This window comes from Pseudobacteroides sp., assembly GCF_036567765.1.
In the GTDB taxonomy this organism is placed as follows: Bacteria; Bacillota; Clostridia; order Acetivibrionales; family DSM-2933; genus Pseudobacteroides.
Genome location: NZ_DATCTU010000129.1, coordinates 42748 through 58070 on the forward strand (window position 1 = coordinate 42748; position 15323 = coordinate 58070).

The following is a 15323-nucleotide window of genomic DNA, read 5'->3' on the forward strand; positions in this document are numbered from 1 at the left end:
TGGTGCAATTTGGAAATAATTGAGATAGTGGGGTGAGTAAAATGAAGAGCATCATAAAAATAGTGTACAAAAATAGGGGAATGGCTTTACCAAGCGTGATAATACTTACTACGCTGTTATTATTGATGATAGTGCCTTTATTGAACCTATCGTTACAACAGCTTAAGGTAAGTAAAAGCCAATTAAATATAGGTTATTCTTATTTGGCCAGCGGTTCAGCCGCAGAAAAGGCAATAGAGCGTATCAAAACTTATGTAGCCAACAAAGAATTTAACGCACATTATAATAGTACTCCGGATATGTATGTTGACCTGGTTATTGCTGACATAAAAAGTAAAGTAAAAACATTTATAGGTGCTAATATTGAAGTTGAGCCGTCACGAAATGCACAAAGCATATTAAAAGATTTATTTAAAGTTGGATATGTTAATAATGGAAATAAAATTAAGGTTACTATCGGTTTTATAACAACATCAACATATGAAAAGGGAATTAACACATCATCAGCTACGGATGTGTATTCACAAGTTGTTATTGAAATTGATAATTTTAAGAATCACTTCAGGCCTGCGGCTGTTAATGCAGTAGGGGATCTTTACATAAAAGGCAGTAATGCGATAATTAATGGTGATGTTAAGGTTGTTGGGACTGCACCAAAACATTCAACTCAGTTTGAGCAAAATACATATGGTGGTATTTATGCAACTCAAGGTGGTACTTTAAACTTAAGTGGAAATGCATTTGCTAGAGCTTTTATTAGATGTGGCAATCCTGATTTTACAGGTGATGATAACAGCAGGATAGATATAATGAGTAATGCAGTAGCTCAATGTGTGCAGATATTTGGTAGTCGTGATAATATTTTGATATATAAGGACGCATATACTTTTGATGATCTTGAAATGAATGGACTTAATTCTGTTATAGCTGTAAACAGAAATTACTATGGTTTATCAAGAGGTGATGCATCTAATAATCAATTTCATGATGCCTCAAGTGCTATTGTTAATAGTGCCATTATACATCATCCAGATGAAGCTTCCATAGAAGCTGCTATGAAATCCAAGATAGTAATTAATGGTAACGTTATGGTAAATGGGGGGACATTTTGGATTGATCCGACAACAGGTAATTTAGTAAACAAAATCGAAGCTCCACAGATTGAAGATGTTTCATGTGCATGGAATCCTGTTGATGAAATAGCTACATATAAAAACTTTGAGCCGGATGCAACAAATCCCAAATTCTTCGATTTTTTAGATGTTAATAGCTCATGGATCAAAAAGCAAGATGATTTAGGTTATGCAAAGGGGTATAGCAATTATATTCAAGTATTTAATTCAAATACTGGAAATGCTCAAATAAAAGGTTGGTTTGATGCTTTTGTTGTAGAAAATTTGGCAAATGGCCGTTTCGGGAGGAATCCTCCACCACCTAATTTTACTGATGCTCCTTTTATTCAAGGCTATTGCAATAGTGTAATTGCAGCGAACGGACATATGTATTTTATGAAAAAAACGGCAAGTGAAGCTGATTCTCAGGTTAAGAAAGCAGATCCAGATTTATTAAATAAATCAAAAACTGAATTTGAGAGCTCATTGTATTATTTAAGTGAACAAGAAAAGCAAGACTATTTATCTTCGCTAGGTGGGGTCAATAGCTGGGGAAATTTGTGGGTGCTAGGTGGAAACTTTGATGCGTATAATACAAGTGTTTATGAAAATTTGCCTAAAATTAAGGAACCCCTTATGAAGATAACTGAGGATTTTGTTACGAGAGAATATACATATAATTATAATTCGACAACCAATAAAATGGATGGAACTATTAATAACACTTTAAAGGTGGATTCAAACGGAACAAGCATATTTTTTGATTACATTGGCAATAAATTGGCAGATTGTAATACTATCGATACTACTAACAATGTTGTTATCTTAGATGATGATATTACGGATAATGTTACTCCGGTTAATACTGCCGGTGGCCTGGTTTATCCTATAGGCAACTATATAGAATCACTTGGTAGTACAAAATATTATATTATTGCTATAAACAACCCAAACACAACCATAAGTATAAATAAGCCTATCAGAGGTATTGTTTACTCACGTGGTAAGGTAATCATGGCTAATGGTGGAAGGCTAGATGGATTCATTATCGCTGCCGGTAGAGGATATGATTCGGCATCAGGAAATATAGACGGGTCAGCGGTTGATGTTAACAGAATGCCTTTTATTGAAAGTGATCTATCAAATATAGATATGCTTGATAATGGTGAGTTTGCAGCTGTTGTATTTGAAGGCGGCACTGCTACTATAAATTTCGAACTGGGCGGGTTCAAAGATCCGGAAAAATCTTTGAATTTTCTTCTAAATCAGTATATAAGTGAAGATTTTTATTCAATTTTGGTAGAATTATTTAAATAGTAGAATTATTTAAATCTTAAACGGGGTGGAGTTATGAAAAGAAACGTAAGATTAGTATTAATTTTAATTATTGCATCAGTGCTGATTTTTAGTTCAGGTTGCAGTATGCCGTCATTTCTTGGTGGAAATGATAAGACAGAAACAAGTGAAGACAATAATGTAACGATTGAGAATTCATCCGTTACAAAGAAGGTTAAACAGCTGGTATCTGATTATTTTACAAAAGCGTTTTCCCAGCCTATAGAAAAATATAGTAATACAGGAATTATACCAGATGACCTAAAGACAGTTATTGCAAAAAGAACTATAACTGAGGGTGCTAATAACCCTGAAGTAGGTATACATATGCCAAGATATATAGAGCTTAATGGCATGGTGGTAGTTGAATATCAGCTAATAAATGGTTTAAAGGATAAGGGTGTTGAAACTACCTATATAGGTAAAAGTAGTGAAGAGCTTTTGTATTATACAAAAATACAGTTGATGGTAAAATGTTTACCTGAGATTGACTTTTACTCTTCTTACAAGCAAAATCCAAATACAAAGCTTTATGAAAAGCAGCAAGTTGCTATTGATGAAAACAAATATGATAATTTTAGAGTAGTACTCAGTTACGATGTTAATGTAGTAAAAGAAGGAAGTGACTATAAGATTAAAAGAGTAACTGAAGCTAGTACAAGGCCTGGATTCCAAAACAGAGTACTGCTGTTAAATAATGAGTTTGTTGAAAGATTTCCGTATATAAATACTGACAAGGCAACTGATGGTAAAGAATATTTAAATAAGGAAGATGGTAAAAGATATGATTCAGAGGTAAAAATTATAGAAAAGTTTTTTGCAAATATTAAAGAACTGGATAATGAAAGAATGAATCTCTTAAAATCCAAGTGGTATCTGAGCCAAAAGGACTTTGCTGATTATATTAAAAGTATATTAAAACTGAATATTGATAAAGATAAAAATGAAATAATGGTAATCGATGATAAATATAAGACTAAGTATAGTGTTGATTCGTTTCCACTAAAAGCCAACATGAGTAAAATACTAAAAATTAGTGATTATCAAATAGTACCGCATCCAGCCTATACAAAAAAGCAAAGTAGATATATAGTAAAGTTTGAAGCTAATATTGAAATGATGAGCGGTGTAATAGGTCAGCAAAATAAATATAGATATGACTATTTTGTAGAATTAAATAATGACGTTAAATCACCTAAGGTTAGCAGTGTATATCTGAACAGTATTACCAATATTGGATCACAGATTGTTGAAAAATAATGATATTAATATGCGTGAGTTCAAAAATTATCTATAGCAGTAAAGCTAACCATAATCCTGAGCTATAAAAGAGCTTAGAGTGTGGCTATTAAGGTAAGAGGTATATGAAGTAACATAGTGCAAAAATAAGGCCTTCTGTTTTTCAGAGAGGTCATTTTTTTTGCTTAAATTTATATATTTATATAAGAACTTCTTTGTTTTACTTGACAATTGGGGCATTGTAGAAATAACAGATCCGTAAGTGCTTCAAAATGTAAGTGCTTCAAAACATACCGTAGTGTAGTTATCAAATAATTCTGTTATGATTTCTGATATAAAACTCATAAAGCCAAGAGGCATTTTAAAATGGCACAACGAAAATCCGAGACAATATGGAAGCAGACAATTGCAAGTTGCAAAGCCAGTGGCTTGTCTGCTAGGCAATGGTGTGAAAAAAACAATATAAGATTGTCAACGTACAAATATTGGCTTACAAGACTCAATAAGCAAAAGAGCTCAGCAACAGATATATGCTGGGCAGAAATGAAAATCCCAGAAGAAATGATAAGGCATCCGGGTTCTGCTAACGTCACAATACGGTACGACAATTTTGTATTGGACATACACGAAAAGACTGATCTTCAGTTGCTAGCAGCAGTGTTAAAAACACTGCGTTCAACATGTTAGGTGGATTTACTCAGGGAGCTGAACATATCTACATCGCCTGCAATTCCACAGATTTTCGGAAGCAGATTGATGGATTGGTGGCAATTGTAAACCTACAGCTTAAACTCGATCCATTTTCAGATAGATGTGCTTTCATCTTCTGCAATAAAAGAAAAAACAGCTATTAAAGTTTTGAGGTATGATAAAAATGGGTTTATCCTTGCCAGCAAAAAGCTGCTGGAAGGAATGAAGTTTCAATGGCCGAAGAGCCCGTCGGAAGTAAAAGAGATTACATTCCAGCAGATGGAATGGCTCTTTCAGGGACTTGATATAGAACAAAAAAAGGCACATTATCATGTTGAAATGAGTGCCGGAAAAACCTGTTATTAGGGTTCGTGAATATGACGAAAAAATGGTGAAAACCCGCATAAAATCAGCACTTTTTTACCTGTTAATATCGCTAAAAATATAGAAAAAAATATTGAAAAATGGTATACTTAAACCAGGTAAAAAAGGACGTGTATACCATTGACAGAACACGAAGAACTGGAAATGCTTCGGGCTTTAGTTGAAAAACAAAAGCAGGAACTTGAAGCAAAAGATAAGATTATTCAAAAACAAAATATCCAGCTTGAAAACATGATTCAGGCTCTCCTGCACGCTCGCAAGAGACTATTTGGTAGCCCTTCTGAGATTACTAGACAGACAGGCGAACAGATAAGTCTGTTTGAAACAACGCAGGAACTGGCAAAGGGAATTATTTAAGGAACAGAAAAAAATAACCGTTCCAAGCTACAAAAGAACTGCCAGACAGCCTGGTGTCAGAGCTGAAATGCTTGCAAATATTCCGAAAGAGGTGGAGGAATATATCATTCCTCCGGAAGAAAACTGTTTCGAGTGTGGATCAGAACTGAAAGTTATTGGTAAAAAGCTTATACGCACCGAAGTGGAATTTATTCCTTCAAAACTGAAAGTGGTACAGGTTGTCCAGGAAGTTGCTAAGTGTACCAACTGCGGAAATGAAGGTAGCGAAAATCCCAAAGACCATTTCCAGAAAGCTGCAGTTCCAACTCCGGTTCTGCCACATTCCATAGCAACTGCATCCATTGTGGCACAAGTCATGTATCAGAAGTTTGCAATGGGGATTCCTTTCAACCGGCAGGAAAACGACTGGTATCGTATGGGTCTGGTGCTACCAAGATCCAATATGGCAAACTGGACGATTCGGTGTAGTGAAGAATGGCTAAATCCGATTTACAACCGGATTCATGAGGAGCTTTTAAAATGCGAAGTCCTTCACATGGATGAAACAAGAATCCAGTGTAATAAGGAAGAAGGCAAACAAGCTAGCAGTGATTCTTTCATGTGGGTCATGCGAAGTGCAGCGTGTGAAGAGATCAAGGCAGCTTTCTTCCACTATTCCAGAAGCCGGAGCGGTGATGTTGCAAAGCAACTATTACAAGGGTTTCATGGATATCTGACCACGGATGCTTATAGTGCTTATGAGAAAGCAATAATCAATGCTGATTCTGCTTCGAAAGTTAAGAGAGAAATTAAAAAGAGGGAATGCTATAGCAAGGTTCTGCATGAGCAATAAAGTTCACAAAAAATAACAGACCCCTTGCTAACAACTCTAATATCCGGTTGTGACACTTCAGCATTGCTTCACTACAGTCATTACACCGCAGGATCCTTTTAAAAATGGACTGTAGTGAAGGCAATGCGAATTGCGCACAGCCAGGTGTCGTGTAACTGGCAAATCTCCACCGCGGCGCAGCACCGAGGTATATAGGCCAAGGGATCTGTTACTCTTATTTACTTATAAAATAGTATATCAAACATCTTATCATAATTCAATGTATTCACTAGTAACTTTTCTGAATCTCCTTTATAAGCTCATGTGTAGCTTTTATAATGGTCGCATACCTTTCTTCGTTAACGTTTTTAAGCCAAGCTGCCATTCCGGATATTTCACTGATTGTTTCATAGGGAATTTTCCCGTTTGCCATTGCTTTGCGGGCATTATATAATGCAGCCCTTAGTGTTTTCACCCACTTTTTATTAACTCCAAGCTGTTCGTTATTTATAACTATGCCTGTTATGGATTGGCAGTTATTCTTCTTTAAAAATCTGGTTTTATCATAATTTATCTTAAAGCCTTCATCTGCAACTATTTTGGAAACTAGGCCGCATAATTTCCCTGCATCACTTAACGATGCTTCTTTAGTGCTGAAGCTCATGTCATCTGCATACCTGGTATATTTAAATCCAAATTTTGCGGCCAGCCCGTTAAGTCTTTTATCCAATGAGAGGCAGAGTATATTGGTAATCATAGGACTTGCAGGGGAGCCTTGCGGTAGTATCCTTCCTGTCGTAGCAACAAATTTCCTTTTACCGTTAATCTCAATTTCCATACGCTCGCAGTAAGTGCATAGCATCGCCAAAAGTGAGGCAATATACCCTGAGTAGCCAAACCCAACAAACATTCCTCTTACCCTTTGGAAGGTAATGGTAGGGAAGAAATCCTCTATATCCATGTTTATTACTAAATCCGGGTTTCTTATATGAGTGCTTGCACCTGTTACAACAGACCTTCCCTTTATAAATCCATGGGCATTATCAGATATGAATCCATGGGCGTTATCAGATTGAAAATTTGTAGAACATGCATATTTTTCAAGGATGCCTTCTAAAATTTTCCGCTGAACCCCTTTCAAAATGCTTTTGGGTGCGGCTATATTGCGGGTACCGCCTTTTCTCTTAGGAATCTTGTAATGGTGGTAATGATCCATTGACACAACATCACGGTGATATGCCAAGAACCTTAGTATTCTGTATTTTACCCCAATGAATTCTGCCAGTTCTTTGTCGGTATTTATTATGGGCAATCCTAGATTTGCCAGCTTGCTTTGATTTCCTGATTTGAAATGGAGCATTGAAGAATAACCGTTTCCAATGAAAACGATGCTCTCCGCCTTCTTTTCCTGCCATGCCTGAAATCTTCTTTCCTTTTCAAGTTCACGCTGCTTTTTTCTTTGTTCACGGCGTTCTTTGGACTCTTTCATTATCCGCTGTGCAATGTCCTTGCGGATTCTCTCTTCATCCCAGGCACTATTATATTGTTTTCTTAGCTCCTGAAGTTTTTGGCTTATTTCATTCTTTTCCTTATATAATTTTGAAATTTCATCTGCAATTTTTTTGTATTCTAAAAAAAGTCGCTGCCTCTCTTGATACTGCTCAGGAGTCTCGTTTACCTGCCTTTCAAAAGGGGTAGGCAATCCCTTGGGCCAAAACCCATATTCAATCATTTTATGAAGGGTAAACTCTTTTTTACCCATAATTTTAACATTATCCCTATATTCTTCTGACTTATCCCTATCAAAACTATTATCCGTCATATCAGCATCTCCAAAATATCATTGATTTTGTATTCTCGACCAGGTCTGAATTCCAGTTGTAAAAACTTAGAGGTTGTTACATAAAGTGCGAGAATATGGGAACAAGGCTCTGATATATTCCTTGAACCCCTATTAAATTCACTGCATGTGCATTTTACTTTTGATATCTGACCATCTTGATCAACAGTCAATTCAGTTTGTATTAATTTTGGAATCACATGTTGATTTCTTGAATAATACCCTTCATTTTGAGACGTACTGCCGGTATCCTTGAATGCATTATAAGCAACGAGCTCCATATCGTTATTAACCATAAGTTTAAAGTTGGACAGCCCCTCTTGCATATGTTCTTGTACCTTGATCTCCATAGATGTGGTTTCATACAACGCTTTATCAATCGGTACATTACACAGCTGCCGGAACCTTACTACATCTAAGATTGGATCGAAATACCCCTCTCCACGCCTTAAGAGCATACCCACTCCGGCTTTATTGACGGTTTCTGACGAAACGTTCAATTTATCACTTATGCTGTCAATTGATAAAAACCTGTGTGCTTTTAAAAGTGAATAAACATTTTCATAATTGCCACTTCCTATAAAGCCGCCTAAAATATTAAAGGCAGTTCCTTTCACCCAGTCATTGGAAGACCATGATGAAAAGCCTATGGTCATTTTCATTGAGCCCATGTCACCAATTATGAATTGAGGCATTCCAAAACCTAGAAGCCTTATGGTGAATGACTTTACATGGGGTATTATTCTTTCAATTACCAGCCACCGATTTCTGCCCCAAATTTTTTCCTCCCGCTTCTTTTTTCCGTTATAAACAGACTGAAGTTCCATTACTTTTCCAAAAGGCTCAAATACAATTTTAATGGGTTTTTCCGGTTCAAGTATCCATTTCATATATCTTGGGCTTTTATTTGCCTTAAACCTTCTTAAAAAAGAGCAAATATCATACATGTCAACAGGAGTAAGGGTAATGTCCACGCCACCAAGGCTTGCTGCTCCGGATACCTGATTGAAACCCTTTATCCATGATTCGGGGAGATCTATTTTTTTCTCAACATATTCCGGCATGACGCCTGAATCTACAGTGAACCCACCGGGGTTTACGGCCAGCTCTACGTTTGTGTATGTTCTAAAACGCTCCATCTCTCTTGCAAGCTTATCGGAAAAGTCTATATTGGTTGTTCCAAGTTGAGGCGTTTGCTTCAACTCAAACTCATCCATGCTTACCGAAAGACAACCATAAGTTGATTCATCAAGTGAAAATGCCTCAAAGGACACCTGGTCCGGATGTACTGTTATAACAGGATCAAGTACATACCAGAGGCTTAAATCACGGGTCTTAATAAACTGCCAGAACTTTCTTTCCAGCTTGTAATAGTCATTCCATGCATCATATTTATCTACTTCCTTTTTTAAGCTGATTCGAGCTTTTGTCAGACCTTCCAGCTTTATATCCAAACTTTCCTTGTAATTTTGCAAATCATTTATTTTACTTTGCAGGTCTGATTTTTTACCTAATGACATATACTTTTCATGTTTTTCAATCTGCCTTTCTATTTCCTCGTTAAGCCAGATAAAAAACTCTGTTCGTTCTTTCTTTTTCTGCCTTGTATCCGAAACTACAATCTGGCGAAGCATCAGCATGGCATCCCTGAAAATAAGAGGCTTTTTTAGTGTGCCGGAGAAGGAAACTTTTTCTTCTCTTGAAAGATCGGGACTTAGACCTAAAACAGTCTGATCTCCGCTCTGGACACACATGGACGGACTTGCATATTGATAATTAACCTGCATGTTCAGCACCTTCCTTTCTTATTTTAGCAAGAGCTACCAGTGCCCGCTCTGAATCGATTATAATGTTGGAGCCTCCGATATTTATGAGTATTTGTTCAACTTCATCAAGTTTATCAGGATATGTTGAAACAAACCTGGGTAATGAGTCATAAACCCGTTGTTTGCTCTTTGAATTCCTGTTTGGCAGGAGTAAAAGGGTTTTAACATAGTACATAAAAAGCTCCTTTGTTGTGGTGCTGAAGTTTTGGATTATTCTGTCTATTTTACTTGATATATATGCTTTAACTTCAGGAGAACCATGTTCGAGCATTTGAACTATAAACTCACCCGGTATCAGCTCTCCGTAAATGCTGTCAAGCTGCTTCAGGCCGAAGCTGTATGCCCTTTCCACAGGGGAGTCGATAACCATGGAATGGAGCTTTTTTTGCTTTTCCGGTGGGAGAGTGCCAAAAGCTTCTTTTGCCAGTTGGTTTGCAACTGGAACCTCTGATTCTAAAAGAATCAGAATTGTAGCAAGCCTATTATTTAAATCCTCTTTAAATATGGCAATCACGCTTAAAAGCATGCTAACAATTCTTGAGGTGGATGACTCCAATACATTGAGGATTTGAGCATCCTTTGGCATATTTTTGCATTTGATGGACTCAAGGATGGAAATAACCCTTCTGTTTCGCGAGGAAGTGGCTCTTACGGGTATTGCTACTTCCTTCAGTATTTCATCCAGCTCTTCAAAGGTATAGGCAAAAATCACTTCTTCAACAAATGTACAAAGCCACTCGGGAAGCTTTGGCATATCAAACAAGGCATCAATCAGACTGTTAAATATATTTATCCGTAACAAGTTTTGAGCTTCTCTTACCTTGCCTGAATGCTGCAGCAGGATATCGCTGATATTCTTAGGCAGCTCAGCCGGGATTAAGCCCTTTACATGGTTATGAAGCATATGGTTAACAAAATCCGCATATTGTTCTACTGTAAGATACTGTATTCCGGTTGAAAACAGGTCAGCCCAGTCTGACAGGTTTGGAAGCATAATAAAATCTGCTAAAAATTCCGGGGTAAACCTTCCGTCGGTTCTTTCAAAAAAAGCAAGTGCCATAGATTTAAGCCCCTCATATGAACTTTTTATCAACGCCATCATCAGGTTTATATCAAATTCGACTGTATTATTAATTTTCTGTGTAAGTATGCCCATGAACATGCTTGCAAGTGGAGAGTATGAGACAAGTGCCAGCTTTACAAGCTTGTCATGATCAATATTGGAGACAAACTGATTTAAGTTTGGAGAATCCTTCAATATAAAGTAACAGGCTTTAACGACAGGATCAATACCGGCCTCTAATGCAATATCTGCAGCTGCATCCAAATGTCTGTCCCATATATCCTTCCTGTATTCATAGCGTCCATGTATTCTCATAAAATGATCGGTACTGAACCATTCGTAGTAATTCCTCCACTCCTGCCAAGTCTGCATATTTTCAGGAGGCTTTTCATTGAAATCATTATATAAGTAAAATTTTATAAATTTATTAGAAACAAAGTTTTTTCCCTTATCACTTACATAGTCGCCTTTTGTATAACTTGTGAGAAGTGCTTTAAGTGCTTTTATAAATTTATCTTCATCTGTATCAGCATAGCAGCCAATAATCCTTATTAGATAACGTTGAAAGTATTCCAATGCCTTTTTCTTTTTGTTGCTTTGAAAATAATATAAAAGGCGGGGGGCATCAAGAAAATAACCGATTTTTCCGATGACCTCAGCTAACCCGAATACTTCAGCCTCTTGGATGGTATTCTTGAAATCTATAATTTTCAAGCTTCTGCCATTACAATATTGACTTTCTTCAAAGTGATTTGGATATACTATATATTGACGGGTTTCCCAATTATAATACTGCTGCAGTGACATTAAATTACCTTTTTTTGCAAGCTTTCTATAGTCTTCACCGTCAAGAACTTTATCTTCGGGTATTTCTTTTCCTTTAATTCTTATAAGCTTCAAATCCATTTTTGAGACATTTATTTTTATCCAATGAATTTTACCTTCCCTTAAAACAGGATCCATTGCAGTTATATAAATGTTTACGCAACGCTTTATACCCTTTGCGTATCCTCTTTCTGCCCAAGTTATACTGGATGAAAACAAAGCCTTAGCTTCATCCAACAGAATAGGATTATTTGTCTTTGCCAGCTCAAGGAACAACCCGGCAATGGCTTCAGTGCTTCCTATATCAAGCAGCAGCTTATAAACCTCTTTAGGAGGATTGCTTTTAACAAGCTGGCTCATCATTTTCTTTCTCATGTATATGTTCTGGTTTCCAAGTATCCCAACAATTAGATCAAAGTACTGGAAATAGAATTCAGGAAGCTTTAGAACCATATTTGGATTCTTGGCAACCTTAAACTCATGGAACTTTGTATTTTGTATCTCAATTATTCCAACACACTTATCATAAGACATGCCATCAAAGTAAGGAAGCACTACTTTCTCAAAGGGACTTAAACGTGAATAATCCATACTGTTAATTTTCTTTATTGGTTTGAATGATGGCAGGTGCCCATCGCTACCCTTTAATATAACGTACCTGTCATATTTAACATCATCACAGAGGATGTTTCCGCTTTTGAATTCATGGTCACCGTACAAAACGAGGAAGGCAGGGTTTTGCCTCTCATCCCATCCCCACAATACTAAATGCCTTACGGGAGCCACTGTTTTCTTCCAGGTTTTCTTTAAATCCAGCGTCATTACAGAATTATTTGATGCTTGGGTACTCATAGTTGTAGTCTGTGTTGCACCTGTTTCACCTGTATTCTGTGGAATTGAATTTAAATTTGAACTTGTATCCGAGCTTTCATTTGAACTTGTATGGTTTGCTGATGAGTTTGATGCTGTAGGATCAGGGGATTCCACTTCCAATCCGTATAAACTGCAGATTCCCGCGAGGCCATTAGAAAATCCGCTTCCGACAGCTGCAAATTTCCAGCTGTTTTTATACTTATATATCTCAAAAGCAACAATAGCTTTTTCATTACTGAACATGTCCTGTCTTAAGTCATATTGGATCAATACCCTTTTTGTAACTGCACAGATAACTTGTACATAAGCTCCCTGTATCCTACTAAAATTATCCATTCCCATGCTTTCATCATAAATTGAAAGGCTGAAGGCTATTTTAGATATTCTTTCGGGTATTTTTAATAAATCAACATTGATGGACTTGCCATCCTGTTCCAGTACTATCCCTCTGTCAAATGTCGCAGGATTATTGTAAAATACAAAATCACTTTCATATTGAACCTTGTCGGAACTCCCAAGCGGAAATGCAGAGACATCCAAAGAAATCCTTGAATCTGCCCAACCGAAGGACAGTGAAATTTTAGATGAATTTCCAAGGTAATTTGCCAAATCAACTCTTTGACCTTTTATAAGATAGGTGCACATTAAGTTCGCTCCCCCTATTTGAAACTTATGATTTTAGTATGAATTGCCATTTATGAATATATTAATAATATCATGTATCTGACATTTGTTGTATAGAAATTTGCATTTTTATATGACTTATTTAATATCTACTACTGCTCAAATTTTAAAATAAAAGTGCTAATGATGTTTTGAAATTGCTCACTGGTGAATATTAATTACTATATTGAAAATATTTAAGTTAAAAGGGGTCAAGTCAATGACATTTTATGTTATTAAAGCAAGAAGGATACTGCCTGTAGCTTTGGCTTTAGTTATTGCTGTTGCTGCTGTATTCATCATACTTATGTCTACTTCAGAGGTGCTTGGAGTGTTTAACGGAAGAAATAACGATTTACCCATATATTCGGTTGATGGCCCGAATAAGGTTGTATCAATAACCTTTGATTGTGCCTGGGGAGCAGATGATATACCGGATATTTTAACCACTTTGAAAAAAGAGAACATAAAAGCAACTTTTTTTGTACTTGGTCAGTGGGCTCAAAAAAACCCTGAAATGATAAAGATGATGGCAATGGACGGACACGATACGGCTAACCATTCACAGTCGCACTTCAAGATGGGGGCTCTAAGCGGAGAAAAAATAAGAGAGGAAATTGATTTATGCGGACAGAAGCTAAGTGAAATTACAGGAAATAAGCCTGACCTGTTCAGGGCTCCATATGGTGATTATAATAATGATGTTGTGAGAATTGCAAGGGAATTAGGGTATTATACAATTCAATGGGATGTTGACAGCCTTGATTGGCGTCCTGGCATATCACAGAGTGAGATAATGAATAGAATTGTTACAAAAGTAAAGCCCGGATCAATTATCCTTTTCCATAATGATACACCCCATACTGCAAGGATGCTGCCTAATATCATTTCTGCATTAAAGAATAACGGTTATGAATTTCTACCTGTTTCAAAGTTGATAATGAGGGATAATTATTATATTGATTTTGACGGGACACAAAGAAGGAACAAGTAGGAATTGACCCATACCCCATTTTGTAGACACATGGAACATAGAGTATAATAAAACAAAAGGAAGGTGTGTCGAAGATGGGAAAAGTTTATGATCAGGCGTATAAGACTGAGATATGTAAAAGGATAGTTGAAGGTGGAGAAACAGTATCAAGTGTTTCCAAAGAAATAGGTATAAGAGATACAACAATATATGGATGGGTATCAAGATACCGTGAAAACAGTGAGAAGCCATTTGTCGGTAGTGGTCATATAAAACCGGAAGATGAAGCATTTAAAAAGCTACAAAGGGAAATTAAAGAGCTTAAGGAAGAAAACGAGATATTAAAAAAGGCGGCAGCTTACTTCGCAAAAAACCAAAAGTAGAAATATACAAGTTTATCAAAGCTGAATCGTCAAATTACAGAATAGCGAAGCTATGCAAAGTACTTGAAGTTAAAAGAAGTGGTTATTATGCATGGGATAAACGTCCAGAGAGTAAGAGAATTATTAGGGAAAGAAATCTTACAGAACTTGTAAAGAAAGAGTTTTATGAAAACAAGCAGATTCCAGGGTCTGTAAAAATAGCACAAAGGCTTAGCAAACCAGAGTCACCAGTAAACCGAAAAACAGTTGCAAAGATAATGAGGAATAATGGTTGGAAGTCTAAAGTAGTGAAGAAGTACAAAGCTACAACAAACTCTAATCACAATTTGCCTGTGGCTGAAAACATACTTAACAGAGATTTTTATGCTAAAAATCCTAATGAGAAATGGGTAAGTGATATAACATATATACCAACTGATGAAGGATGGCTTTATTTAGCTGGCATAGTTGATTTGTGTGGGCGTGAGGTAGTTGGATGGGCAATGGATGAACGTATGACAAAGGATCTTGTTATAAGGTGTCTAAACCAAGCAAGAGACAGACGGGCCAACCCGAAGGGAGTACTAATACACTCAGATATGGGCAGCCAGTATTGTAGTAATGATTACCAGCAACTTTTAAAAAAGCATAGTTTTATTTGTTCCATGAGTAGAAAAGTTAATTGCTGGGACAATGCACTAATGAAAAGTTTCTGGGGAAAATTGAAGCAGGAATGGCTAAATGAACAGCACTTTAAGACACGCGATAAAGCCCGGGCTGCGATATTTTGGTACATAGAGATTTATTACCGCAGGAAAAGGTTACATGTAAGCAATGGATACAAGACTCCTGAGATGTTTACAGCAGCGGCCGCAAATTTTTGAATCTCCATTACGCTACGCTCCATTCCAATTCAAAAATTTGCGTAACACAGAAAATTCAAGCATTTGTACAAAAATAGAAGGTTTCT

General features: G+C 36.6%; 12 protein-coding genes. 9 read left to right on the forward strand and 3 right to left on the reverse strand.

The features are described 5' to 3' along the window. The first annotated feature begins 41 nt into the window (after positions 1–41). The 7 genes from VIO64_RS22470 (at position 42) to tnpC (ending at position 5949) form a co-directional block, all read left to right on the forward strand. Complete coding sequence (locus VIO64_RS22470; protein WP_331921987.1) at positions 42–2429, forward strand: hypothetical protein; 2388 nt, start codon at positions 42–44, stop codon at positions 2427–2429. A 33-nt stretch (positions 2430–2462) separates the two neighbouring features. Next, on the forward strand, positions 2463–3707 hold the full coding sequence (locus tag VIO64_RS22475; protein WP_331921988.1) for a hypothetical protein: 1245 nt from the start codon (positions 2463–2465) through the stop codon (positions 3705–3707). 345 nt (positions 3708–4052) lie between these two features. Continuing rightward, positions 4053–4373 (forward strand): IS66 family insertion sequence element accessory protein TnpA, encoded by a 321-nt coding sequence (gene tnpA / locus VIO64_RS22480; RefSeq protein ID WP_331921989.1) that lies wholly within the window; start codon positions 4053–4055, stop codon positions 4371–4373. Continuing rightward, entirely contained in the window at positions 4367–4540 is a 174-nt protein-coding gene (gene tnpB, locus VIO64_RS23195; RefSeq protein ID WP_414705342.1) for an IS66 family insertion sequence element accessory protein TnpB, read from the forward strand. The genes tnpA and tnpB (VIO64_RS23195) overlap by 7 nt, the downstream gene beginning before the upstream one ends. Further along, positions 4500–4742 (forward strand): IS66 family insertion sequence element accessory protein TnpB, encoded by a 243-nt coding sequence (tnpB, locus tag VIO64_RS22485; RefSeq protein ID WP_331921990.1) that lies wholly within the window; start codon positions 4500–4502, stop codon positions 4740–4742. The genes tnpB (VIO64_RS23195) and tnpB (VIO64_RS22485) overlap by 41 nt, the downstream gene beginning before the upstream one ends. Before the next feature lie 138 nt (positions 4743–4880). Beyond that, positions 4881–5117, forward strand: coding sequence for a hypothetical protein (locus VIO64_RS22490; protein ID WP_331921991.1), 237 nt, complete (start codon positions 4881–4883; stop codon positions 5115–5117). Further along, positions 5080–5949, forward strand: coding sequence for an IS66 family transposase (gene tnpC / locus VIO64_RS22495; RefSeq protein ID WP_331921992.1), 870 nt, complete (start codon positions 5080–5082; stop codon positions 5947–5949). Before VIO64_RS22490 ends, tnpC begins: the two co-directional genes overlap by 38 nt. Positions 5950–6217: 268 nt before the next feature. Here tnpC and VIO64_RS22500 read toward each other — a convergent pair whose 3' ends face one another. Genes VIO64_RS22500 through VIO64_RS22510 form a run of 3 tightly spaced genes read right to left on the reverse strand, consistent with a single transcriptional unit; the run spans position 6218 to position 13000 of the window. Continuing rightward, the gene (locus VIO64_RS22500; protein WP_331921993.1) at positions 6218–7750 is read right to left on the reverse strand and encodes a reverse transcriptase family protein; all 1533 of its coding nucleotides are present in this window, start codon (positions 7748–7750) and stop codon (positions 6218–6220) included. Next, entirely contained in the window at positions 7747–9555 is a 1809-nt protein-coding gene (locus VIO64_RS22505) for a hypothetical protein (RefSeq protein WP_331921994.1), read from the reverse strand. Before VIO64_RS22505 ends, VIO64_RS22500 begins: the two co-directional genes overlap by 4 nt. Then, positions 9545–13000, reverse strand: coding sequence for a TerD family protein (locus tag VIO64_RS22510; protein ID WP_331921995.1), 3456 nt, complete (start codon positions 12998–13000; stop codon positions 9545–9547). Before VIO64_RS22510 ends, VIO64_RS22505 begins: the two co-directional genes overlap by 11 nt. Before the next feature lie 238 nt (positions 13001–13238). Between VIO64_RS22510 and VIO64_RS22515 the strand changes: the two genes are divergently transcribed. Then, entirely contained in the window at positions 13239–14012 is a 774-nt protein-coding gene (locus VIO64_RS22515; protein WP_331921996.1) for a polysaccharide deacetylase family protein, read from the forward strand. A gap of 65 nt (positions 14013–14077) precedes the next feature. After that, positions 14078–15237, forward strand: a protein-coding gene (locus tag VIO64_RS22520; protein WP_331921997.1) for an IS3 family transposase whose coding sequence is annotated in 2 segments (ribosomal slippage) — positions 14078–14345 and positions 14345–15237 — 1161 coding nt in all. Because the reading frame shifts where the segments join, the coding sequence is not laid out codon by codon here. The last annotated feature ends 86 nt before the right edge of the window (positions 15238–15323 follow it).